We start from the raw sequence: 23114 nt of genomic DNA, 5'->3' as shown, positions 1-23114 counted from the left end.
CAATGCGATGCAGCACAACTCGGCACTTCCGGAAAGTCGACGGCAAGAACCTGGTTCGCCGGGTGTGCGTGACAGCGGTGGGGGCCTCGCTGATCGCTGGTGGCGACGTCCAGGTAGCGACGGCTGATCCGGCGGTGCCGATCGGGGACCGGTGCCCGGCATTGTTCGTGTTCGGGGTCCAGGGCCCGGACGAGTCGGCGACCGACACCGCACCAACTCTGGACACCGGCGCCCTCGGCCAACTGTTCACACCGCTGGAGGCGCGCGCCGGGGACCTGATCCAGCGTCTCTACATCCCCTACGGAACCAGCGAGACCGGCGAGCCCGAACCCTACGGCCAGGCCACCACCAGCGCCGCGCAGCGGCTCGAATCCGAGGCCAGCGAAGTCGTACATCGTTGCCCGACAACGAAGATCGCGGCGGTCGGCTACGGACAGGGCGTGGCTGCCGTCGCCAATGTCGCCCACCGCGTCGGCGACAACACCGCCACCTTGGAAGCCGATTCCATCGCCGGGATCGCGCTGCTGGCCAACCCAGCGCGAACGGGCAGCGACGTTCTTCCCGGCCGCCCGGAACAGACCACCCCCGCACCAGCACCCGGCACCACAGGAGCAGCGGTCGCATCTATCCACTTCGCCAACACATCGCGCAACGGCACCGGCATCAGCGCCAACGGCAGCGAGGACGCGGGATTCGGGGCATTGGCCGGTCGCGTCGCCGACCTCTGCGTACCAGGTGATCTGGCGTGCGACGCCCCCGCCGGTTCGCCACTGACGCAGACGGTGAAAAACATTGCCGCTCAATCCAACCTCGGTGATCCGGTTGCCGCCATCTCGACCATCGCTCAGGCGCTGGCGGCCACAACCTGGAAAACGGCAATCGGCGTCGTCACCGACGACATCGCCGGCAACAGCCTGGACGAGCTGAGCTACCAACCAACCAAACCCCTGGGGCAACGCTTGGCGGAGGCGTCGGACCCGAGCACCCCGATGCCCGGCCCCGACGACGCGCTGGCCGCATTGTTCCGGATCGGCACGATCGGACTCAACACCGTGGTGTCGGTGGCGCAGAAGGTATTCACCCCGGCCACGATCGCCGAGCTGGCCACCGTCGGAATGGCCAACCCCGCCGCCGCCCTCGGGATCCTCGGCGCGAAACTCGCCGGCGCGGTCGCCGACCTCATACCGCCGCAAACCGCGCTGAGCTGGGTGAACCAGGCCTTCGACGCCATCACCTCCACCGTCACCGACGACAACCAGCTCTACCAATTGGCCACCTACACCCAATACAGCGACACCGCAGGCCACCACGCCGCCTACACCAGCACCCCCGCCACCCCAACCGGAACACCGGCCATAGACGCGGTCGCCGACTGGTTCACCGCACTGGCCCACGACCTCGCCGCGACCCGCCCTGCCACCGAAACACCACTACCGACCACCACCACAGCGGAGCCCACCTCCCCGGCGACGTCCGGCTCCGTCCCCGAGCGGACCGGCACGGCAACCCCTCCCCCTGCCGTGCCGAGTCCTTGAACCCCTTCGGCGGAGACGGTTTCTCTGCGCCAGAGAGATCAGATCGTTCCTCGCGGGCCGACTCCGCCGAAGGGCCCCTAACCACCCGCCCATCCCCACCGAGGAGGTGAAACACCGTGCCACACAACCTATCCACATACGCTGCCCCGGTCGCAGGTGACGAATGGCGTTGGCTCGAGCCGGACCCGTCAGCAGAGCCGCAGGCTGAGGCCGCGCAACTGCATCCGGATGGTGACGACATCCAGCGCGCACCGGAGGTGGGGGGACAGGAGCATCCGCGAGTGGATCTGCCGTCCGCGCGGACGTGGATAGTTGTCGGGGCGGCGGTGACTGTGGCCGCCGTGGCCGTACTTATCGGCGGAATGACAGTCGCTGACCCCGGCGGCCACACCCCAGTTCCTACTCGAACCGCGGCCCCGCCGTCGAGCAAAACCGCAGCCGACGGCGGGGCGTGCGCCGGACTCACCGGTGCCACGGTCACCGATCGAGACGGTGACCCACGGACGGTCGCCGGGGTAGTGGCGTCGTTCGAAAACGCCTACTACCGGCTCAGAAGCTCGGACGCGGCCTTGCGGGTCGTGGCGCCGGAGGCTGGTCTGGCCGCTGATGCGCTCGCCGCCGGGATCGCCTCGATCCCGGCAGGCAGCACCTATTGCGTGGCGATCACGCCGGTCGCCGCGGGTAGCGCGAACGTGCATGTGGTCGAGCAGCATCCCGACCGCACCCGCACCGACTACCTGCAGGTGATCAACACCCGCCCGACCGATAGCGGACTGCTGATCACCAACATCCAAAAGCAGGCCGGCCCATGACCGCCGCCCTCGTCGCACACGCCGAGTACACGCCCCCCGACGGACGACTCGACCCGACCACTGTCACAGGACCGGACCCGGAACGTCGCGCGCCGGTGATGAATTCACCGCTACCCGTGACAGGGCCGTATCCGCCGCTGTTCGCGGTGCTCGGCGCCCACGGCGGCGCGGGCACCTCGACCCTGGCCCGGTGGTGGGCACACGCCGCCGACACCGGCCTCGCGTGGCCCGCCTCGACAGCGACCACCCAACGGTTAGTGGTCGCGGCCCGCGACTGCCTGCCCGGGCTGGTCGCGGCCGCGGACCGGCTACGGGAATGGCACGCCGGGCTCACACCCGCCGGGGTGACTGTGGTCGGGCTCGTGCTCGTCCCGCCGCGGCCCGGCCGAGTTCCGCTGGCGGTACGTCGCTACCGCAGCACGGTCGCCGCCCTGGTCGGGGGCGCGGTGTGGCCGATCCGCTGGCACGACGAACTGCTCACCCATGAACTCGACGAGCTCGCCACCTACACACCCAACGATTCACCGCCACCGCGGCGAGCCCACCCGAGGGAAGCGGTCCCCGCCGAGGTCTACCGGGCCGGGGCCGCGATCACCGCCCGCATCGCCGCCACCCGGCCGATCCAACCCGATCCCACACCTAGGAGATCGTCATGACTTCGATCGTCGTCGACAGTATCGCTGTTCTGGCGCAACAGATTCCGATCACTCCGGAGCCGCCACCGGGCTCTGCGGGGCTGACCAAGGTCGTGAACTGGCTCGCGTGGGCGGTGATGCTCGCCGGCATCGCAGCACTCATCTACGCAGGCGGCAAATTCGGGTGGGAACGCTGGCACGGCGGCGCGGTGGAAAGCCCCAAGATCGTGCTCGGCGCCCTCGTCGGCGGAATCATCGCCACCAGCGCCGGATCCATCATGACTCAAATCGTCGCCAAATAACCGATGCGCCAGCGAGTTTCAGAGCTCCGCATATCGGGTGACCGACGCGGCGGAACGGCTGACGCCACTCCATTCCAACAACGTACTTGATCCTGCGGCAAAGGAATTCGCACCAATGGGACTCACCGACACCTCATCGTTGACCATGACCACCAGCGACGGGCTCATGCTGGCCGGAGATCGTTGTGGGCCGTCGTTCGCCGCAGCGACCGTTGTCTATGTTCATGGGTTGCTGTGCGACGGCAGCTGGTGGCAGCCGCTGACCGAACAGGTGCACGATCGCCTCGACGGCCAGATCGCTCAAATCGTCTGGGATCAACGCGGACACGGCCGCTCGGGACGCCCTCACCGCAGCGTCGAAACCACCCTCGAGCATTTGGCCGACGATCTCGACGCCGTGCTCACCCAGGCAACCGGGTCGGTGGTGCTGGTCACGCACTCGGCCGGGTCCATGGTCGCTGCGGCCTACGCGCAGCGATACCCGGCGCGCGCGGCCGCCCTGTCGGGACTGGTGCTGTTCAACGCCACCGGCGAATTCCCCGAATTCCCAGCCCTGCCGCGGCATTTCACGACTGCCGCGGCGCGGATCAAGATGCTTCGCCACGGCAGGCTCGACCATGTCGCTGCCGCGGCCGCGTCGGTAGCCGAACGACGCTTCCGCCGCACGGCACGCCGGCTCGGATCCAAGGCTCCGCTGTCGACCGGCGCCCGTCCGGTGGATCCGCGGGTGCTGACCGACCTCATACATACCTACCGCCACTTCTACCTCGACCCCGAGACGGCGGCCGGGTTGCGGTCGGTGCCGTCGTTCGTGGTCACCGGCGACCGCGACCGGGTCGTGCCCGCCGCCCAATCGTTCCGGTTCGCTGAGAAGATCTGGGCCGACGAGCAGGTGGTGCCCGGTGCCGGGCACTCCCTGCCGCGCAGCGATCCAGACACGGCCGCGGAGGTGATCGTCGCGGCCCTCGATGTCGCCTACCGCGCCGATGTCGACGAGTTCCTGCTCGATCAGGACGGCGAGCTGGCCTCCGACACCGACGGTGCGCCATGAGCGCCACTACCCGTCTGGACCCGAAAGTTCTCGCCCCGCTGACCCAGCTGCTGGGGTGGCTGGCCTGGCTGGTGCTGCTGCTCGCGATCGCTCGCACCATCTGGATCGGCTGGCAGCTGGCATGGCGACTGCACCGTGACGAAGCGATCGAAGGACTCGCCGGCGCTCTGCTCGCCGCTGTTCTCGTCGGCTCCGCCAGCGGCATCGCCGCCGCCCTGTTCCCCACCCACTGAACTCCGAAAACCCTGGGAGACACCAGTGAACCCACACCCCACCCACCACGCCGGCCTCACCGCACTGATCGGGCTACTCGGCATCGCCACCGTCACCGCCTGCACCGGCCCCGGCGACTACACGCACCCGCCCGCCACCTCATCACTGCCCGTGGACATCCACGCTGCGCCAACCAACGTGACAACCACCGTCTACCAAGGCATCTCGCTTCCAGTGGCCGACCAAGGCCCACGAACGGTGACCGGCGCGGTCGCCGCAGGGTTCACACATACCCCCGCCGGGGCGGCGTTGGCGGCCATCCACGCCACAGTGCGGATCTCCGTGGCACCTGACGATCAATGGGCCACCGTCGGTCAACAAATGCTCGCCCCCGGCGCCGGACGCGATGACTGGGCCGTCGCGCGAGCCCAGGTATCGATCACCACACCGGTCACCGGCACGCCCCCGAAGATCCTCGGTTACCGCATCACCGGCTACACCCCAGACCGGGCCGACACCGCGATCTACACCCAGCAACCCGACACATCGCTGACCTGCAACACCGCCACCGTCATCTGGCAGGGCGGCGACTGGAAACTCCTGCTCCCAGACGGGCACCATCCCGCAGTCGTGACCGCGCCCAGCGCGCTGCCCACCGACATGATCCTGCTCCCGATCCGATGAACACCGCCACCACGACCCCAGCACCGAACCGCCACCGCTGGCTCGGACTCGCCGTCGCCCTGACCGTCCCGCTCAGCGGATGCGGCAATGACGCCGCTCAACCCCCGTCCGCCGGTTTATCCACAACGACCCCCACGACAACGACCCCCACGGCTGCGGCGCGGCCCCCGCTCAGCGCGACACCGGCCCAGCCTCCGACCACCGACCTGTTCGGCAACCGCCTTGTCGTCGTCGGCGACGAAGGGCGCGCGCTGACCCAAAATCCGGCCACGCGCACCAGCTCATCGGCGGGTGACTACCTCACCGCGGCACCAGCGCAAATGTCTTGGCAACGCGGATGGGGTGGCGCCGCGCTACCAGTTTCGGGCAGTGACGGTCCGGCTTACATCGACCACGGGATCGCCTCCGGGTTCGCCGACACCCCGCAAGGCGCGGCGCTGGCTGCCTGCGACGCGATCGCCCGCGCCCTCGCCGCGCCAGAAGAAGTGTGGCAGAACGTGATTCGGTCCCGATTCGTCGGGGACACCGACGCATTCATCGCCAGGGTGACGCGCGGCCGCACCCGCACACCGGATGCCGCCCGCTATGTCACCGTCCCCGACGGCATCCGCATCCGCCCCGGCTACCGCGCCGACTTCGCGGTCGTCGACATCGCCACCCGAACCCGCGACGGCTACACCTACGCCTCCTGGCCCATGACCTACGACAACGACTGGCGAGTGCGCCTGCCAGACGACATCGAAACGCTCTGGCAGCCAGGCGTTCCCATTGAAACTCTTGCCGGCTTCGGGCAATGGAGGACCACCACATGACGACATCTATCGCCGCCGTCAACCATGCTCAGCTGCCGGACATCGTGTGCGACCTGCCCACTGGACCCGGCGCCGTGTGCGCGCTGAAACAACTCGGCGGCAAAGCCGCCGACTCCGTAGCAAATTCCGCCTTCGACAGCATGGTCGACTCCCTGATCGACGGTATGACCAAGGCGCTCAGAATCGACGTGACCTGGTGGGTCAATCTGCCGTCCCCGCAGTTGGCGACGTCCACGGGGGAGCCTGGGCCTGCTCTGGCGTCGATTCGGAGCTACACCAGCGGTTTGCAGGTTCTGCTGATGATCGCGGGCATCTTGTTCGCCGCCGCCCGGCTGGCGATGGCGAAACGTGGTGGCGTCGCGGGGGAAGCGCAGGAGAGCTTCCTCATGTTCGCGCGGGCGGTGTTCGCCTCCATGATGTTCTCCGCGCTGATCACCACCGGCACGAAAGCCGGTGACGCATTCAGTCATTGGGTGATCAACGACGCCACCGGCGGCGACCTGCACGGAGCAGTCGAGCGGCTGGTCGACAACAACCTGCGCGATCACAGCAACCTCGGCTCCGGCATCCTGCTCGTGCTAGGCATCCTCGGCCTGATCAGCATGCTCGTGCAACTCGCGATGCTGGTCATCCGCCAAGCCGTCCTGATCCTGGTGGTCGCCGCGATCCCGTTGGCCGCTGCCGCCGCGGGCACCGGCCCGGGGTCGCAGGCGTACAAGCGGATGCTGTCGTGGTCGCTGGCGTTCGTGCTGTGGAAACCGGTCGGCGCCCTCATCTACGCGATCGCCTTCACCGCCGCAGGCACGAAAACCACCGGTCAGCAGCAAGACCCGCAGCTGGTGTTGCTCGGAATGATCCTGCTGTTGTCGGTGACGATCGTGCTGCCGGCCTTGATGCGGCTGGTCGCGCCCGCGGTCGCCACCCTCAGCGGCGGCGGAGGAGCAGGCGCCGCACTCGCCGGCGGCGCCCTGGGCATCGCCATGGGCGCAGCCGGAGGAGACCGTACCGCGGCCCGCAAGATGACCGAAGGCGAAAACGCCACCACCAGCGGAGCCGGAGGCGCTAGTCCCACTCCGCCCTCGAGCGGCCCGTCGGGCGGGGCAGGAGGTGGCCGTCCTCTCTCGGGCGGCACCGGTGGTGGTGGAGCTTCGCCCGGCGGCGGGGCCTCATCCGGAGGGGCCGCACCGGCGGGAACCGGGGGCCGGTCGGCGGGCTCCGCTGGCCAAGCCGGTGGCAGCTCGGGTGCGGCTGGAGGCGCCGGCGCAGGGGCGGGCATCGCTGGAGCGGCCGTCATGGGCGCGCAGTTGGCCGGTCAGGGGGCGCAGTCGGCGAGTTCGGCGGTCGAGTCCCAAGCCGGTGACAGCTGGGATATCGACGCGCCCGGACCGTTGGAGGTGCGGCGATGACCAGTCCCCGCATGTACGGCAGATGGGAAAAACCACGCTCGGCCGGGTTCTTCGGCATGACGTGGGGAGTGAGCATGCTCGCGCTGGCCCTGCTGATCACCGTCATGGCCACCTTCATGATCACCCGATCCATACCCACAACGCTGATCGTGCTCGCCTGCGCCGCAATGGTTTTCACGCCCCTTGTCATCACCGTCGATGGCAGGACCGGGTGGGAGACGGCGGTCTTGCGGGTCCAGTTCGCGGCGGCCAAGGCGCGGGGTGAACTGCTGTATCGGTCCGGCCGATTTTCCCGGATACCGGGAGTGGCGAGATTGCCTGGGCTGCTGGCTGATTCACGCCTGGCCGAGTGGGAGACCCCTGGCGGAAAGCGGTTCGCGGTCATCCATGTTCGCCGTACCGATCATTGCACGGTGGTGCTGCGGGTGCTTCCGCGCGGGAAGGAACTGGTCGACCAAGCCCAAATCGATGCCTGGGTCGGCGAGTACGGACATTTCCTGGCCTCGCAGTCACGCGGCGGTGAGGTCGTCGCGGTCACCTCGGTGCTCGAAAACGTCGCGGAAACACATCTCAAGCAACGCCGCGAAGTCGCACGCCTGGTCCGCCCGCAGGCGCCGGAGTTTGCGCGGGCGGTGATGCGTGAGGCCGCCGCCGATATCGGCGGTGTGGGCGTGCGGATCGAGGCCCGCGTCGCGATCACCTTCCGCGCCATCGGCACGTCCCGTAAAACGCGGCAGGACCTGCCCGAGCAGGCCCGCGAGATCGGGCAACGCCTGCAAGGGGTGCTGTCCCAACTGGCCCGCGCGGGGCTGCCGGCCACGCCGCTGCAGGCGTGGGAGGTGCTGGGGCTGGTGCGGTCTCGCTACGACCTGGCTGCCCAGCGTGACATCGAAGCGGCCGGCCCGGCGATCACCGCTACACAGTCGTGGGATTCGGTTGGCCCGATCGCGCACGAGGACCGCTGGGACCATCTGGTGCACGACGGGGCCCGATCCATCACTTGGGAAATGGACGCCCCGCCGCGGGGCGCGGTGCTGGAAACCGGTCTCGAGGAGTTGCTGCGCCCGCGCGCGGATGTGCCACGCAAACGGGTCGCGATTGTCTACCGCCTGCATTCGGCGGCCGAGGCCACCGACATCGTCGACTCCGACTTCCGCGACGCGCTGGCCGCCGAGCAGACCGAACGCGGCATCGCCTCGGCCGCCGCATCCATCCGCGTCGACAACACCCGCGCCGCCCGTCAAGAACAGGCCCGCGGCGCCGGTCTCACCCGATTCGGGGTCCTGGTCACCGTCACCGACGTCCTCGACGCCGACCTACCGGGCATCGAAGCCTCCGTACGCACCATGACCGCAGCCTCGCGGCTACGGGTGCGCCGCTGCTACGGCTCCCAAGCCGCGGCCTTCGCCGCCTCCCTCGGCATCGGACTGATCCTGCCCGAACACACCTCGATCTCGAAGAGGTTCAGCGCATGAACATCCATAACGAGACCCGGAAGGCCCGCCGTCCGCGAACGACGACCGTCGCGGGGATCCGCGTATTGACATCCCAGGCCCGCGCAGAGGCCGAAATGGCCGCCGCCAGGCGCGGTCTGACCGCGGTGCGCGCTCGCTGGGTGCTGTCGAGTGACGATCATCGCCGCGCCACTGCCGCACGACGGGTGGAGGATTCGGTTCGCGACGGATTCGCGGTGCCCGCAGCGAGTTTGACCGACCGCGGGTACCGCGGCGTCGGCGGTGGCCGCGCGACAGTGGTGCCAACGACGCCCGAATGGCGGGCGACCACGGTGCAGGTGGCCGGATTGTGGCCCTTCGCGGTCGGCGCAACCGCCCCGGTGGTCGGTTGCCCTGTCGGCTCGCATTACGTCACCGGCGCGCCGGTGCACTTCGACCCGATGTCGTGGTTCACCCGCGGATTCAACACCGCACCGATCGCCTTCGTGCTGGCGCTCAACGGATTCGGCAAATCCTCGCTGATCCGGCGCCTCGCAACAGGGGCGGTCGCAGCCGGGGAAACCGTGCTGTGCATGGGCGACACGAAACCCGACTACCGTGACCTGGTTGAAGCCCTGGGTGGGCAGGTCGTCGACCTCGGTTACGGGCACGGCAGCATCAACCCCCTCGCTGTCGGCGCCCTCGGCACCATCATCGACCAGCTCCCGGATCCGGATCAACGCCGCCAGGTCGCCGCCCGTGTCGAAGCCGGACAAGTCAACATCGTGGCCGGGCTGATCGAGCTGGTCCGCGGCTCCCGCGTCGCCGACTACGAAGAAACCCTCATCGCCGCCGGGCTGCGCGAACTCTACAGCCCCGCAGGAGGATTCACCCCGCAGCGGCCGCCGCGGCTGTCGGATCTGCTGGCCACGATCTCCGGCGGCGCAGACCGATTGCGGCAGTTTGCCGAGGAAGACGACGATGTCGCGTTCCGGGCGGCGACCAAAGTGCTACGCCGGTCGCTGCGCGCGGTGATCGAGGGCCCGTGGGGACAGATCTTCGACCGCCCCACCAGCACACCCCTCGATCTGAACAGCCCCGCGGTGTGCATCGATGTGTCCCGCATTCCCGAGGGCGACACGAAGCTGCTGGCGGCGGTGCTGATGGTGTGCTGGAGCGAGGGCTTCGGCGCGGTCGCCGCCGCTCACGCCCTAGCCGACGCAGGTCTCGCGCCGCCGCGCACGTTCGAGGTCGTCATGGACGAGATCTGGCGAGTGCTGGGGGCGGGGGAGTTCATGGTCGACCGCGTCGACGCCCTGACCCGGTTGAACCGGCCGCTGGGCACGGGGCTGATCATGTGCAGCCACACCATCAAAGACCTCGCTGCCTTCGACTCGCCGGCTGCCCAAGCCAAAGCCCTCGGCTTCTTCGAACGCGCCCGCGCCAAAATCATCGGCCCTGTCGGACCGGAAGAGATCGAACGCCTCCGCGCGGCGGTATCGATCACCGACACCGAAAAATTGCTGGTCACCTCCTGGGCCGCGCCCCGGCCACCGACCGACGATCACCTCGACAACACGGGCATGCGCGAAACACCGCCCGGCACAGGATGTTTCCTGCTCAAGACCGGAGAAGCCGACGCGCCGGGCATCCCGTTCCGCATGACCTTCACCCCGACCGAGCGCGCCCACGACATCCACAACACCAACCGCCGCTTCTCCCACCTGACCGGGGAAAACAACCACGGCCCGCAGCCATCGTTCGAGGCAGAGGCCTTCGAGGTCGGTGAGGACGGCGATGAGTGATGTCCTCCAGAACCCTGCTCGCAGGCATCGTGTGCCTGCCCATCGCATTGATCCTGTTCCTGGCAGTGCTCGTCGGAATACAGCCTGTGGACTCGTGTGCGACCCCAGTGCTCGCTGGGGGAGTGGCGGGCCCGACCGGTCAATCGCTGGCGGGATTGAACGAGCGGCAGTTGGAGCTGGCGCGCAACGGCGTCGCGATCGGCAAACAACGCCGAGCCCCGCAGTCGGTGATCATCGCCGAACTGGCAGCGATGATCACCGAATCGACGCTGCGCAACCTCGCGAACTCCAACGTCCCGGAATCGCTGAGCTTCCCCAACGACGGCGTCGGCGCCGACCACGATTCGGTGGGCCCGCACCAGATGCGCGTCAGCGTCTGGGGAAGCGCCGGGATCGCCACGCTGATGAATGCGATCTATCAAATCAACTGGTTCTACAACCAAGTCGCCACCATCACCGGCGCCACCTCGATGACCTCGGCCGAACTCGCTCAAGCAGTCGAAGTGTCCGCACCGAACGCCTATGCCGGACAACTGGACCTGGCCCAACGCCTCTACGCGATGTTCGCCGACATCGACCCAGCGTCCATGCCCGTCCCCGCGCCAGGACAACCGGCTTCCGGATGTGGCCCCGGCTCGGGACCACCCGGCGCGCCAGTGCCGGCTAGTGGGTTCGGGCAAGCGGTCGTGGCCGCGGCGCAGCGGTGGATCGGCACCCCATACGTGTGGGGTGGGGGAGACGCCGATGGCCCGACGGGCGGCGGGTTCGACTGCTCCGGGTTGACGTTGTACGCGATCTACCAGGCGTCGGGCGGCCGAATCCGGTTGCCGCACTACACCCAGGCCCAACAAGACTCACCGGCCAGGCAGGTGGTTCCGTTCGATCAACGCCAACCCGGAGATCTGATCTTCTTCACCACCCCGGCCGAGAGCGATTCCCACCACGTCGCCGTCTACGCGGGCCGCGACGCCGACGGCACCGACCTGGTCATACACGCCCCCCAATCCGGCGAAACCATCACCACCGCACCCCTTGCGCGAGTCGCCGGATCCGACCACCTCGACGTCCGCCGCTACACCACCCCACAACCCCGAAGCCCAACAGTGGAAGAGGGAAAACAGCTGTGACACCGAATAATCCGCATCGACGACGTGAGGCGGGATCCGTCCGTGGACGTTCTGTACCCCCGTCGTCGAAGCATCGCAATACCGCTCTGACCAGTGCAGGCGGTAATGACCGCGTCACCGCCGAGCAACGGCTCGCCGGGCGGGCATCAGAGGGACCGCATCTTCTGGCGTGGGTTTCCGCGACGCGGCAGACCTTCACCATCTGCCGGCCCGACGGGCACACCGTGGCCCACGACCGGTTTCACCGCGACCTGATCATCGATAGCGACGACGCCGCCACCGAAGCCGCAGCACTGCAAGCGATCTGGCTCGCCGCACACGGGAAAGACCTCTGGGGCGCCGACGTGGCGACCCTGCGCATCGTCACATCCCGCTTTGTCGCGGACCCGGATGCCCTGCACCGGGCGGCGTCCGCCAGCGGCCTGGTGCTCGACCTGCTCGTCGAAGCCGCTACCAATCCCGCCACCGGCCATCAGCTCGGGGTCTGGGTCGACTGGCGCCGCGCCGACCTCACCTACCTGATCCAACATCCGAGGAACCCGAAATGACGTCACGCCCCTTCACCACCTTGCTCACTGTCATGGCCGGAACGTGCCTGCTGACCGCGTGCACCGAGCACCCGTCACGCGGCCGCCCACCGGATGAAAACGCCTGCGCACGTGCAAGATTCGACTCACCGTTTACCGCAGTTGACCCGTGCTCGCCCGAATCGGTCATGTCGGCGGCCTTGCAGACGATGTTCACCTACCGACCTGGCGAGGGGCTCGACCCACGGCACGCGTTCGACGCAGCGACGCCGCTGCTGGAACCCGAATTAGCACGCAGCGGCGCACCAGCGGCAATCGCCCTGGCACCGGTCACACCCGACATGTGGGAACACTGGCGCGACCAACACGTCACGGTCACCGCGACCGCTCGCACCGCGGCCGATGACCACCCCGCCGACACCGCGACGAGGGCGGCGCGTGTGGTCACGGTGAGCATGCAACCCAGCGACAACACCCCTGTGCTGCGGCTGGTCGTGTTCGCTGTCGCAGACCGCACGCAGAGCAGGGCAGGCGCTGGGTGGCTGTTGTCGGATGTGCAGGTTGCGCCATGACTCAGGGGAACAGTGACCCGGTCGACGAGGGTGGGCAAGCGGTCAAAGCCGGATTCGTGCAGGCAATGCAAACCGCGGCGATGACGATGAACCTGATGCAGCGCCGCGGCAGCGAATCGCGCTCACGGCAAGAATTCGCCCGACGACAAGACGACCGGATCGCCGAACAGCAACGCAAAAACCACGTCCACGCCGCGCAGATCCAGGGCTACATCGATCGGGCTCAGCACGGACGCCTCGAGCACTGGGCCGACATGGCGATCAAGGCCGGCCGCTACCGTGAGCACCTACTCGAAATGCGAGTCAAAAACGCACGCCTGCAACACGATCAAGACAAAGCAGACCGAGCCAAGGATAGCGACAAAGCCACCGAGGAACGCCGCGACAAGACGCACGGGCTGCAGGTACGCGCTCTGCGCGGCGAGTACAACCGCAAAGACGCGATCCACACCCAGCAGTTGCGCCGCTACGACAAACAGATCGCACAAGACCAGCGGCTACACGACCTGAAGGTCGAATACCAGAAGCTGCTCATCGAGGCCCGAAAAAGCGCGCTCGGGCTCACCGAAACACTCACTGACTTCGACCCCGGCGCCGCCCGTGCCCACGCTGCCAGCGCGGGCTGGGCGGCAGCCGAGGCCACCGCGGATCTGTCCGACCAGCAGCGCGTCGCCGCCGACGCGTGGGCCGAACGGTACGGCGAGGACACCGGCAACGACCCCCGTACCACATTGGCCGATGCGCGTGCCGATGCCGAGGCCCTCGACGACGCGGTCGATGAACTCCACACCCAGATGAGCGCGCTCAGTGCCGAGTACACCCTTGCCAGCTATGGCGAATCCCAGCTGCGGGACATGAACTCCCACAGCGCCACCGACCCGACCCGCTGGCCTGATGCCGATTCAGGCGAACAGCTCGAAGTGCTCGGCGGAGAGGTCAGCGATGTCGCGGTCGAGGTCACCGGCGTCACCGGTGACCTCGATATGGGCGTCGATTTTGGGCCACCGGTTCTCCTACCCGTCAAAGCTCTCGGGCCCCCGCCGTCGGCGGAGATCGAACCATGATGGCGCGCAACCCCCTTCTTGTCCGCGAATCGGGTGTGGCTGTGCCCGATCGGTGGCAGATGAAGCTGCTCGCAGGTGTGTATTCGCATGCGTCGGCGGCGCGGGAGATGGCCGCTGCGGCGCGGGCAGGGCGGGAGGAGACCGGTGAGCTTCCGCCGCCGTCGTGGTCGCGGGCGTTTCGCACCGAGGTCCTGCTCGGCCAAGAACTAGAGAAAGCGGGACTGGCCGCCGGGGTGCCGCGCGAGTGGTTGAACCAGGCGCGCACGCGTGCCCATCTGGCACAGCCGTGGCGACGTGACCTGCACTGGCGCATCCCGAAACCGGTGGACCGGACCAGGCTGCTGGTCGGGCTGGCCGGTGAGGCGCACCGGATTCAAGACCTCGCCGCAGTGGCGGTCGCCTACGAGCACCGCGGCGCGCACGCCGAACCAGGCACTGCGACCTGGGTCATGCGCAACCTGCGCAGATCCCGCACCCGTCTGGTCCAACTCGCACGGCTGCTCGCCGTGACCGATGACGAAGCCCAGCGAATGTGGAACTCGCCCCAGCACTGGGCCGCCGCCGCCGAGGGGGCCCGCGCCGCGAGTGTCGACGAACTCGACTCCCGCTGGCGCGCCCACGCCCGCAGCGACCAGACCAGCATCGTCCTGCAGGCCCGCGCACTCACCAAAGCCGGCATCACCGCACCAACCAGCGCCGCACTCCTACCACCCGATCAGATCCTCCAGATCCTTCGAAACGAGCTCGGACACAACACAGTTCCTATATCCGAGGCCTCAGACCGGCGTCCGGTAGCCGATCTGGTCGCACCGGCCGGGCAAGGCATCGATAGGGCGCTGGCCGTAGCCGGAATCGGCAGCGGCGGCCATGACGGCCTGGTGGCGGATCTTCCGCCGCTGCCACGACAGCCCGGCACCGGAGTCGAGGTCGAACTGTGACCGGGCCGGAACGCGCTGTCGGTGCGGCCGGTCGGCGTCCGGTGGCGCCGAATGCGGCGCAGAAGGTACTGCTGCGGCGGTTGTGTGCGGTGGCGGCCCAGACGAGGGTGTTGCTCGATACCGCCCGAAACGACTATGAGACAGGAGTTTTGGCCGAACCTGCCTGGTTCGGGCGCCTGGATGCCCTGATGGCGCGCAGCGCCGCGCTGGTGGAGCTGGGCCACGCCGGTGGGATCCCGCAGCGGTGGATCGATCTCGCTCGCCAGCAGGGCGAGCGCGGCACGGGGTGGCGGACTCCGCAACGATGGCCCGTCCCGCAACCCGTGCCCCGGGCCCGCCTCATCGACGACCTCGTGGCCGAAGCCCGCGACCTCAGCGACGTCATGGCCGTCCATGCCGCCTACCGCACCCGTGCCCGCAGCGACGAACCCGAATTGCTGCGCACACGAATCGAACCCACAACAGCGTTGCGCCACGAGCGTCTGACCTCGATCGCGGCGCTCTTGGATCTGATCGGACCCGAACGTGACCGGATCAGGCCTGCCTCGGATCCGATCTGGGCCCGCGCTCTGGCGGCCACGGTGCGAGACCGTGGTCCCGACCTGCTGGCACAGCAATGGCGCGCCCACGCCGAACACGAACCCACATCGGTGGCGGCCTACCGGCTGCTGACCGACCACGGCGACCTCGACTTCATCCCGGATTCCGCCATCGCGCCCGTCCCCGCGGTGATGGTCGAGCACATCGCCGCAGCTCTGCGACTGCCACCCGGTCTGGCTGCGCACGATCTGCCACTCGGCGCAGCCACAGACAGCGCCGTGACCGCCGCGTTAGGCGAGCCTCGGTCCGTCGAATTCCCCGCGCCAACTGCCGGCGACCAGCAGCACGTCGGCGCCGGCCCGGCACTCATACATCGCGACAGCGGCCCCAGCCCGTGACCGCGCAGGGGCAGACCCTCTCGAGCCGCTGACTATCCGGCGGAGCACAGAGCTCAACACCAGGAGCAAAAGGATGACGACTCCCCACCCGACACCCGATCCAGCCCGCATCGGAGCGCAGACGTCGACCGTCTCGTCGGGCAGCGACCATGTCCGGGGACCGAACGCCGCCCAGGCCGCGCTGCTACGGCGTTTGCGTGACGTCGCCGACGGACTGCGCCGGATGCGGGAAACTGGCCGTCTCGGAGGCGAATTCGGTCACTTTCCCTCCGAACTGTGGAACGACTACCTCGACGAGATGCACGACCGCGTCGACGCACTCACCGCCCTCGGGTGCGCCGGCGGCATCGCTTCACCGTGGCTTGACTACGCCCGCACCACCACCGCGGCCGGACAGATACCCGACCGCTGGCCGGACACAGACCCGCGGGCCCGCGCCGAACTGATCGCCGCAGTGGGCGGGCAGGCACGGGAGCTGGGGCACATCGCGGCCGTGCATGCCGCCTACCGGTCCCGGATCGCCGCTGTACCCGACCGAGAGCAGGACGCTTTCGCTGAAATGCTGGGCCAGCGATGGGATCGCATCGGCACGGTGGCGGCTCTGCTGACACCTGTTGGCGCCGAACGCGAAGAGATTTGGCCCGGCCTTGAGAGTCCCGCATGGCTCGCCTCTTTCACGCAGCCCATACGCGACATCGGGCCTGCCGAGCTGTCACGGCGATGGCATACCCACCTGTCAGCTCCGGATGCCGACGTGACCACGCACGCGTCGCTGGCCGACTACGGCGACGTGATCTGGGACCCCGACCGCGAACTGGTGCCGCCACCGCAATCGCTGATCGCCCAAATCAGCGCCGAGTTGCATCCCGACCGCAGCGTCGACACGGCGGTCAGTGGGGGCGCCGCGATCGACGCCGATATCGCCGCTGCACTCCCTGATTTGCCCCGCGCATTTGTGCCGGAAATCCCCACACCTGACCCGAATCAGGTTGCAGGCCCCGCCCTCGACACCGGACCCGAACCGTGACAGCAACCCAACCAACCGAAAACAGCAACAACGCAGATCAATCCGAACCCAGGAGATCGCCGATGACCGAACCACAATCACCTCTCGTCCAGCGAAGACCGGTGTGGCAGCAAAGACTGCTCGACCGGATCCAGGACTTGTCCGACGACCGCGGCCGGCTCCTGCGCGAGGGCTACGACACCCGCCCGGGGCGGGGGAGTCGGCCATGCTGGCATGGCGCACTCAGTTGCTGCAGCTGGCGGCTGACCGCAGCGAGATCGAAGCCCGCGCGCTCGCGATCGGCATCCCGCCCGCTGAGATCGCCGCCGCCCGAGCGGCGGGAAGCCGCGGACGCCGAGCCGACCTCAACCCCGAGCCGGGCGCCGATGCGGTGCGCGAGCACGTGATGGGCTGGGTGGCCAGCGACGTATGGCAGATCCAGCACATGGCTGGGATCGACGTCGCCCACCGGATGCGTGCGGTCACCGACGCACCCCGGTTCGAGCCCGAACCGTGGATGGTCGCTCAGTTCGAGCGCAACCTGAGCGCGTTGTGGATACGGGCCGGCAACGTCGCCGACGCGATCGGCCTCACCGTCGAGGAATCCGCCGGAATGTGGGCGCGGACCAGCAGTGACTGGCAGCGAATCCTCGACGCCACGACACATACCTACGACAACGAAGCAGTCGAGGAACGCTGGCGCGTCTACGCCCGCCCTGGCATCGAAACCAGCGTGATACGCGATGCGACGGCCATCACCTTGCGCATGGACGTCGCCCTGTCCGAACAACCCGTGCGCATTCCCACGCCGCACGCCATGAAAACCGCCGCCGCAGCGGCATTCCTGTCCCGACCGGCGACCGGCGCCGACACCGTCGCCTATGCGATCGACCGCGCTCTGCCCACCGAGGCCGACCACACCCACTGGAACACACACACATCCACCGGCCCACCACCGCATTCCGGCCACGACTTCGACGCCGGAACCCAGCTATGACCAGCACCAGCCCCATCCGAACCCGCTGACACGCAGCGTATTTTCCCGCCAAGAGGTATCGACCATGACCGAACCTGACCCCGCAGTATCGATCGAACAGTGGCAGGCGAAGTTGCTGGGCCGCATCGACCGCCTCGCGCGCGAGCACGCGTCGGTGCAGGCACGAGGCTTCGGCGGCTACGCCGGCACCGACGGCACGCCCGAACAAGAGTGGCGCTCGCATCTGGACGCGTTGGAAGCCGAACGCGAAACCACCGAGCAACTGGCCATCGAGCTCGGCATCCCGCCCCAATGGGTCGACCGCGCCCGAACCAACGGTGCCGAAGCAGCCGAACTCCCCACGCCCACAACCGAAATTGCGCAGGCTGTCGCGCCTCCGAGCCCAGCAGCCGGGATACCCGAGGCCGCCGCGTCGGCGTCGAAGCAGTTGTTCATCGATATGGCTGTCGTCGATGTGTGGCATGTGCATCGGATGGCACTGCTGTCAGCGGCGCGCGATGCCCGCCTCAGCGCCGGCCGTTTGGGGTTAGGCGCCGACCCGGTCGCCGATATGCAGTTCCACCGCACCATGAATCTGCACCATCAGCGCGCGACCGGGCTGTCCGACGCCGCGCAACTGTCGGCGCCCGAGGTCGACGCCCTATGGAACAGCCCGCAAGTCCATACCGCCCGCCAGCAGGCCGCCGCGCAGATCAACCGATGGGACGACCTGCAACTGGAATTCGAATGGCGCCGCTACACCCGACCCACAACGGACCCAGCGTTGCCGCCCTACATCCCCGTCGACCCGGACACCGGAGCCCCGACCACCCACGCCCAGGCACGCCCACCCGACCCCGACGAATTGATCGCGCGCGCCGCCGCCGCGCTCGGTATCGACCCCGAGCGCACCGACCGGCTCCCGATCCACCACGCAACCGCCATCGATATCGCTCTGCCCGAAGCCACCGCCCGTGACTGGGCCCCCGACCCCGCCACCGCAGCACAGCCAACCTCCACACGACCCGACCTCGGACCCGAACCCTGACCGTCGCACCGCCAACTCCCGGTGATGGCGCTGGCGCCGCCCTCACTTCAAGCACGATTCCACCCCGATACCGCGAGGACATCCCGTCACGCCACGACCACCGGTCGCGGCCCGCTTCACCAGAAGGCGGAATACGATGTCCGACAACACATTCCCACCGTCGAATTCTCCCGGCGCCAACACGCCGGACCCCGCAGCGAGCGCGTCTCCGTCCGAACCAGCGGCCCCTGCGCCAATACCAGCGACGGCGTTTCGATCCCGCACCGTAGCCAGCCCCCTGGCCGTCCGGTTCGGGCCCGACGACCCCGATGCCGTGCGCGCGACCGCGCTGCGCGCCGTGCAGGACTCGATGAAGCGCTACATCGACTGGCAACACCACCCGGCCCCCGACACCCCGGCTGCCGGTCCCGGCGAGTGGCGGTTGACCGCGATCAACGGCATCGAAGACGATTTGCGTCGCGCCTACCTCGACGCAGTCCAGGGCGGGGTGCCGATCAGCGACATCGACACCGCCCACGACCTCGGGCTCGCCGGAGTGGGCTGGGACCAGCAACCCGCCCACCCCCTGCTGGGACGGCTCGAACACCTCGCCCACGAACTCACCCTCGCCGAGGCCCGCGCCGGCACCGACCGCGTCCGCATCCGCGAACTCGAAAACAAGCTCGACCACGCCCACACTCGGATCGAAACTCTGTCCGAAGACCTCGCCCACGCCCGCAACACCATCGCCCGCCAGACCGAAGAACTCGTCGACGCCGACTGGCTCACCGGACACCGCCACCACAACACCGAACCCGGCCCGCAGCCTGCCCGCGCGCTGGCTCAAACCAACGCCGAGTTGGCACTGGCCAACGACATCGACGCCCTCGAGCACACCACATCGCTCGACACCAGCAGTGGGATCAGTACCGCGATCGACACCGCACTGCCCTGCCAGCCCGATTACTGGCCCGATGCCACCGACCCCGACACCGGGCTACCGCCCGGCACGTCGGATCATGGGCCGGAGGTGGCGCCGTGACCGTGCTGGACGAGCCGCTGGGATTCACCAACCCCGACTACTACCGCGACGCCGCCTCACCTACCGAGCGGCAGCTGCGCGCCGACTTCGCCCGCTACTACCAGCTCCGCGAGATCGCTCCCTCCGCCGCCACGGCCGAGGCGCGAGCCGAATTCAACTCCCGCGCTGACGAGTTGGCGATCCGGTGGGCGCGCCACGAGTCCGAACACTGGCGCGGCACCTGGGCGGGACTGCAACGAGTAGTTGCCGGATGGCGAACCCAACCGGAGATCGCGCGCCGCAACTACGACCAGATCGCCCGCGCCCGCGCCACCGGCGAGGTAGCGATCGACGACGACATCTGGCGCACCCTGCAACAAGCCCGCCTCATCACCGGCCACGGCACCAGCACCGTCACCGGCTCCAGCCAAGACGCCGTCCGCCGCTACCCCTACCTGCAACCCGACATGGGCGCCACCCCAACGCCGATACCGCGACCGGAGAATGAGGTCGATCGACGCACCGCGGTGGAGCGCACTCTGGGCGCGCCGAGACACCAGGCTGTGGCGTTGCCGAGCCTCGCGCAGGTCGACGCGGTCATCGCCGACACCGACGCCCTGCTCGAAACCGAGGAAACAGCAGCCGATCTCGATGACGGGCGTGAGGCACGGAAGATGCTGCTGCCGCGCGCAGTTCGTGAAGCGCGAATCTCGGCCGACTACAGCCACGCCGAAACATGGGAACGCCGCCATGTCGAGGCCCTGCGCGAGATCCAGGACCTCGCCGCCGAGCACAGCAACGTCGCCGACCACCTCGACGGCACCGACGACCAAGCCCGCATCGCCCGCCTCGACCGGCTACGAGCCGGGCTCAGCGCCGCGCGACGCGACGCCCTCGCTATCGGGCTCACCGACGACCAGGTGCAGACCGCCTACGCCACCGGCCGCGACGGAACCTACTGGGCCACACAACCCTCCGATCCCCAGCTGGGACGCATCGCCCAACTGCTCGAACACCGCGACCACGCCCGTGCCGCCGCAGAGTCCTACCACAACCAACTCACCTCAGCGCCCGGCCCGACCGCAGACCCGGCAATACCGATCACTCACCGCGGCCCGGTGGAGGCTGCAGATGCTCCAATGCGCGGCGGCGGTGCAGGTGCCGCCATTAGCACCGCCGTGGACGTCGCCCTCCCCGACACCGACGTCGGCGAATGGTCCCCGCCCGCCGATTTGGTGGCGGCAAAAGAGGTTGTCTCCCAGCTCGATCGGGAGGTGAGCTTGTGATGGCCCTCGGCCAGAGTTATGCACAGCTGTTGTCCCGAGGGGGGGCGGCGTGATGGCGCGGCAGACGCGGCGCCGAACCACCGGCGGGCTCGGCGAGGAAACCTGGCTGCTTCTCATCGCCCTCGGCGTCATCGCTGCGGCGCTCCTTGCCTACGGAGCGCTGTCGGCCGGAAGCTGGTGCGCCGGACTGCCCATCACCGCGCACCCAGCAGCGGCACTGTTGCAGGTAATGGTGGGCCAGCATCGATGGCCGTGGCAATCCAGCGCGATCTTCGCTATAGCGATCGCCGCCAGCGGAGCGCTCGCGAGCGTGTTTCGCAGGCGGTGGGTATTGATGCGGCGCAACGACATCGATCGCGCGGCGCGCACTATGGTTTCCCCGCGACACATTTCTGCCGCGCGACAGCAAGACAACGCCACCGCCGGCCAGCGGCTGCTCAAAGACGCGCCAGCGGAGGTGCGGGCGCAGCCGGGGCCGCCGTTGGGCCGCACCGTCGTCGGGGGAGTGGAGTTGTTCGTGCCGGCAGAGATGGGTGTGTTCATCGCGGCCGGGCAGCGCACCGGCAAAACAATGGCATGGGCGATCCCCGCGGTGCTGAGTGCATGGGGGCCGGTGCTGGCGACCTCCAACAAACCCGACCTCTACCGCCACACCGTACTCGGGCGTGAACAACGCGGCCGAGTCTGGCTGTGCGATCTTCAGGCTGTGACCGGACGGCCGGTGTGTGGGTTCTGGGTCGACCTGCTCGCCCGAGTCCGCACCCTCGCCTCCGCACGAAAACTGGCCTCCTTCTTCGTTTCTGGGGCGTCGGGATCAGCGTCGGAGCGAGCGAACGCACGTGTCGACTCGTACTTCGATGGTGGCGCTCAAGAATTGCTGTCGTTGTATCTTCTGGCGGCCGCGTGTGTCGAGGGTGACCTGCTCCACGTCGCCGAATGGCTGTCCAGCGACCAGGATCAGACCCCGATCCTGGTCTTGCGCCACCACAATCATGTCCGCGCGGCGCAACGCATCCTCGACGCGCAAGGCTTGTACGCGCGCCAGAGGGACGGGTTGTACGACATGGCGCGCAGGTTCTTGAACGTGCTCTCCGACGAGGACTACGCCACCATGATCACCCCACCCGCCCGCAAACGCGTCACCGTCTACGAGACCAGCGAATCGATCGTCCTCCACAGCACCCTCGCTGCGGCGACGCACAACCTGCCCGAATTCAAACCCGCCGAGTTCATCACCAGCAACGACACCCTCTACGCGCTGTCGATGACCGGACCCGACTCCGCCGCAGCCCTCACCGCCGCCCTCGTCGGTCAAATCCTCGAATCCGCACTGGCATTCGCGCGTGCACGTCCCGACGGCCGCCTCGCCGTGCCGCTGCTGGCAGTGCTCGACGAAGCAGCGAACTGCGCACTCATCGACGCACTACCCAGCTACTACACCTACGCCGCCGGATGCGGCGTCATCCTGCTGACCATCGTGCAAGTCCTCGAACAAGCCGAAGACCTCTGGGGCACAAACGGATTGACCGTCATCCGCGCCCAATCGATCGAGATCTACGGCGGCAACATCGCCACACCGACCTATCTGGAGCAGTGGGCGCGTCTGGTCGACGACCACGACGTCGCCGACCACTCCCGCTCCACCGGGCCGGGAGGCACAAACCGCAGCACCAGCTGGCGCGCCGAACCCATCCTCAACGTCGCCAAACTCGCACGCCTCCCGAAAGACCGCGCCATGGTCCGCCTCCCCGGTCACGAACCCGTCTTGATCGAAAAGCAGTTCTGGTGGGACAACCCCACCCTCGAACCACTGGTCACCCGATCTCTTGCCCGCTATGCCAACCCACCCAGCCCAGCCACCCCACCGGCGCGGCCGGACAACCCAGGTGGCGCAGCAGGAGTCGAGCTATGACCCCACCCGCAACACCTGGAGCTGCACGACAG

At 68.3% G+C, this 23114-nt stretch carries 23 protein-coding genes; all 23 read left to right on the top strand.

Going from position 1 to position 23114, the window contains the following annotated elements:
* Positions 1–2 precede the first annotated feature (2 nt).
* The 23 genes from NMI01S_RS27070 to NMI01S_RS26955 all read left to right on the top strand — a co-directional run bounded on the left by NMI01S_RS27070 (position 3) and on the right by NMI01S_RS26955 (position 23082).
* Positions 3–1535 carry a cutinase family protein gene (locus NMI01S_RS27070; RefSeq protein ID WP_084513317.1) on the top strand — a complete coding sequence of 511 codons (1533 nt, stop codon included), beginning with the start codon at positions 3–5 and terminating at the stop codon, positions 1533–1535.
* A gap of 362 nt (positions 1536–1897) precedes the next feature.
* Complete coding sequence (locus tag NMI01S_RS27060; RefSeq protein ID WP_501193598.1) at positions 1898–2347, top strand: DUF8176 domain-containing protein; 450 nt, start codon at positions 1898–1900, stop codon at positions 2345–2347.
* On the top strand, positions 2344–3003 hold the full coding sequence (locus tag NMI01S_RS27055) for a hypothetical protein (protein WP_063001539.1): 660 nt from the start codon (positions 2344–2346) through the stop codon (positions 3001–3003). The genes NMI01S_RS27060 and NMI01S_RS27055 overlap by 4 nt, the downstream gene beginning before the upstream one ends.
* The gene (locus NMI01S_RS27050; protein ID WP_063001538.1) at positions 3000–3284 is read left to right on the top strand and encodes a hypothetical protein; all 285 of its coding nucleotides are present in this window, start codon (positions 3000–3002) and stop codon (positions 3282–3284) included. Before NMI01S_RS27055 ends, NMI01S_RS27050 begins: the two co-directional genes overlap by 4 nt.
* Positions 3285–3399: 115 nt before the next feature.
* A complete protein-coding gene (locus tag NMI01S_RS27045; protein WP_063001537.1) occupies positions 3400–4335 on the top strand; it encodes an alpha/beta fold hydrolase in 936 nt (311 codons plus the stop codon).
* Positions 4332–4568 carry a hypothetical protein gene (locus tag NMI01S_RS27040; protein WP_063001536.1) on the top strand — a complete coding sequence of 79 codons (237 nt, stop codon included), beginning with the start codon at positions 4332–4334 and terminating at the stop codon, positions 4566–4568. Before NMI01S_RS27045 ends, NMI01S_RS27040 begins: the two co-directional genes overlap by 4 nt.
* Positions 4569–4593: 25 nt before the next feature.
* Positions 4594–5232, top strand: a complete 639-nt coding sequence (locus NMI01S_RS27035) for a DUF8175 domain-containg protein (protein WP_063001535.1) — start codon at positions 4594–4596, stop codon at positions 5230–5232.
* Positions 5229–6044: a DUF8175 domain-containg protein gene (locus NMI01S_RS27030; protein ID WP_063001534.1), complete on the top strand. Its 816-nt coding sequence runs from the start codon at positions 5229–5231 to the stop codon at positions 6042–6044. The genes NMI01S_RS27035 and NMI01S_RS27030 overlap by 4 nt, the downstream gene beginning before the upstream one ends.
* Positions 6041–7450, top strand: coding sequence for a TrbL/VirB6 family protein (locus NMI01S_RS36290; protein WP_157126391.1), 1410 nt, complete (start codon positions 6041–6043; stop codon positions 7448–7450). Before NMI01S_RS27030 ends, NMI01S_RS36290 begins: the two co-directional genes overlap by 4 nt.
* Entirely contained in the window at positions 7447–8925 is a 1479-nt protein-coding gene (locus NMI01S_RS27020; RefSeq protein ID WP_063001532.1) for an SCO6880 family protein, read from the top strand. The genes NMI01S_RS36290 and NMI01S_RS27020 overlap by 4 nt, the downstream gene beginning before the upstream one ends.
* Entirely contained in the window at positions 8922–10688 is a 1767-nt protein-coding gene (locus NMI01S_RS27015) for a putative type IV secretion/conjugal transfer ATPase (protein WP_063001531.1), read from the top strand. The genes NMI01S_RS27020 and NMI01S_RS27015 overlap by 4 nt, the downstream gene beginning before the upstream one ends.
* Positions 10688–11815 carry a C40 family peptidase gene (locus NMI01S_RS27010; protein ID WP_157126390.1) on the top strand — a complete coding sequence of 376 codons (1128 nt, stop codon included), beginning with the start codon at positions 10688–10690 and terminating at the stop codon, positions 11813–11815. The genes NMI01S_RS27015 and NMI01S_RS27010 overlap by 1 nt, the downstream gene beginning before the upstream one ends.
* A complete protein-coding gene (locus NMI01S_RS35080) occupies positions 11812–12363 on the top strand; it encodes a hypothetical protein (protein WP_157126389.1) in 552 nt (183 codons plus the stop codon). The genes NMI01S_RS27010 and NMI01S_RS35080 overlap by 4 nt, the downstream gene beginning before the upstream one ends.
* Positions 12360–12914 carry a hypothetical protein gene (locus NMI01S_RS27000; protein ID WP_157126388.1) on the top strand — a complete coding sequence of 185 codons (555 nt, stop codon included), beginning with the start codon at positions 12360–12362 and terminating at the stop codon, positions 12912–12914. Before NMI01S_RS35080 ends, NMI01S_RS27000 begins: the two co-directional genes overlap by 4 nt.
* Positions 12911–13978, top strand: a complete 1068-nt coding sequence (locus tag NMI01S_RS26995) for a hypothetical protein (RefSeq protein WP_063001528.1) — start codon at positions 12911–12913, stop codon at positions 13976–13978. Before NMI01S_RS27000 ends, NMI01S_RS26995 begins: the two co-directional genes overlap by 4 nt.
* 59 nt (positions 13979–14037) lie before the next feature.
* A complete protein-coding gene (locus NMI01S_RS26990) occupies positions 14038–14916 on the top strand; it encodes a hypothetical protein (protein ID WP_157126387.1) in 879 nt (292 codons plus the stop codon).
* On the top strand, positions 14913–15854 hold the full coding sequence (locus NMI01S_RS26985; protein ID WP_063001526.1) for a hypothetical protein: 942 nt from the start codon (positions 14913–14915) through the stop codon (positions 15852–15854). The genes NMI01S_RS26990 and NMI01S_RS26985 overlap by 4 nt, the downstream gene beginning before the upstream one ends.
* Positions 15855–16047: 193 nt before the next feature.
* Positions 16048–16881, top strand: a complete 834-nt coding sequence (locus NMI01S_RS26980; protein ID WP_157126386.1) for a hypothetical protein — start codon at positions 16048–16050, stop codon at positions 16879–16881.
* A 205-nt stretch (positions 16882–17086) separates the two neighbouring features.
* Complete coding sequence (locus NMI01S_RS26975; RefSeq protein WP_063001524.1) at positions 17087–17857, top strand: hypothetical protein; 771 nt, start codon at positions 17087–17089, stop codon at positions 17855–17857.
* Positions 17858–17921: 64 nt separating this feature from the next.
* Positions 17922–18884, top strand: a complete 963-nt coding sequence (locus NMI01S_RS26970; RefSeq protein WP_063001523.1) for a hypothetical protein — start codon at positions 17922–17924, stop codon at positions 18882–18884.
* A 313-nt stretch (positions 18885–19197) separates the two neighbouring features.
* Positions 19198–19905 (top strand): hypothetical protein, encoded by a 708-nt coding sequence (locus tag NMI01S_RS26965; protein ID WP_063001522.1) that lies wholly within the window; start codon positions 19198–19200, stop codon positions 19903–19905.
* The gene (locus NMI01S_RS26960; protein WP_063001521.1) at positions 19902–21170 is read left to right on the top strand and encodes a hypothetical protein; all 1269 of its coding nucleotides are present in this window, start codon (positions 19902–19904) and stop codon (positions 21168–21170) included. Before NMI01S_RS26965 ends, NMI01S_RS26960 begins: the two co-directional genes overlap by 4 nt.
* Before the next feature lie 52 nt (positions 21171–21222).
* Positions 21223–23082, top strand: a complete 1860-nt coding sequence (locus tag NMI01S_RS26955; RefSeq protein WP_063001520.1) for a type IV secretory system conjugative DNA transfer family protein — start codon at positions 21223–21225, stop codon at positions 23080–23082.
* Positions 23083–23114: the final 32 nt, after the last annotated feature.

Origin of the sequence: Nocardia mikamii NBRC 108933 (assembly GCF_001613505.1) — a bacterium.
Taxonomy (GTDB): Bacteria; Actinomycetota; Actinomycetes; order Mycobacteriales; family Mycobacteriaceae; genus Nocardia; species Nocardia mikamii.
The sequence above is the reverse complement of the archived record's forward strand: the minus strand, read 5'-3'. Positions and strand labels throughout refer to the sequence as shown.

What these genes read in the sequence shown, in the direction of transcription:
- NMI01S_RS27070 (WP_084513317.1), top strand. Translation starts at nt 3, where the DNA reads ATGCGATGCAGCACAACTCGGCACTTCCGGAAAGTCGACGGCAAGAAC.
- NMI01S_RS27060 (WP_501193598.1), top strand. Translation starts at nt 1,898, where the DNA reads ATGACAGTCGCTGACCCCGGCGGCCACACCCCAGTTCCTACTCGAACC.
- NMI01S_RS27055 (WP_063001539.1), top strand. Translation starts at nt 2,344, where the DNA reads ATGACCGCCGCCCTCGTCGCACACGCCGAGTACACGCCCCCCGACGGA.
- NMI01S_RS27050 (WP_063001538.1), top strand. Translation starts at nt 3,000, where the DNA reads ATGACTTCGATCGTCGTCGACAGTATCGCTGTTCTGGCGCAACAGATT.
- NMI01S_RS27045 (WP_063001537.1), top strand. Translation starts at nt 3,400, where the DNA reads ATGGGACTCACCGACACCTCATCGTTGACCATGACCACCAGCGACGGG.
- NMI01S_RS27040 (WP_063001536.1), top strand. Translation starts at nt 4,332, where the DNA reads ATGAGCGCCACTACCCGTCTGGACCCGAAAGTTCTCGCCCCGCTGACC.
- NMI01S_RS27030 (WP_063001534.1), top strand. Translation starts at nt 5,229, where the DNA reads ATGAACACCGCCACCACGACCCCAGCACCGAACCGCCACCGCTGGCTC.
- NMI01S_RS36290 (WP_157126391.1), top strand. Translation starts at nt 6,041, where the DNA reads ATGACGACATCTATCGCCGCCGTCAACCATGCTCAGCTGCCGGACATC.
- NMI01S_RS27020 (WP_063001532.1), top strand. Translation starts at nt 7,447, where the DNA reads ATGACCAGTCCCCGCATGTACGGCAGATGGGAAAAACCACGCTCGGCC.
- NMI01S_RS27015 (WP_063001531.1), top strand. Translation starts at nt 8,922, where the DNA reads ATGAACATCCATAACGAGACCCGGAAGGCCCGCCGTCCGCGAACGACG.
- NMI01S_RS27010 (WP_157126390.1), top strand. Translation starts at nt 10,688, where the DNA reads ATGTCCTCCAGAACCCTGCTCGCAGGCATCGTGTGCCTGCCCATCGCA.
- NMI01S_RS27000 (WP_157126388.1), top strand. Translation starts at nt 12,360, where the DNA reads ATGACGTCACGCCCCTTCACCACCTTGCTCACTGTCATGGCCGGAACG.
- NMI01S_RS26995 (WP_063001528.1), top strand. Translation starts at nt 12,911, where the DNA reads ATGACTCAGGGGAACAGTGACCCGGTCGACGAGGGTGGGCAAGCGGTC.
- NMI01S_RS26990 (WP_157126387.1), top strand. Translation starts at nt 14,038, where the DNA reads ATGAAGCTGCTCGCAGGTGTGTATTCGCATGCGTCGGCGGCGCGGGAG.
- NMI01S_RS26975 (WP_063001524.1), top strand. Translation starts at nt 17,087, where the DNA reads ATGCTGGCATGGCGCACTCAGTTGCTGCAGCTGGCGGCTGACCGCAGC.
- NMI01S_RS26970 (WP_063001523.1), top strand. Translation starts at nt 17,922, where the DNA reads ATGACCGAACCTGACCCCGCAGTATCGATCGAACAGTGGCAGGCGAAG.
- NMI01S_RS26955 (WP_063001520.1), top strand. Translation starts at nt 21,223, where the DNA reads ATGGCGCGGCAGACGCGGCGCCGAACCACCGGCGGGCTCGGCGAGGAA.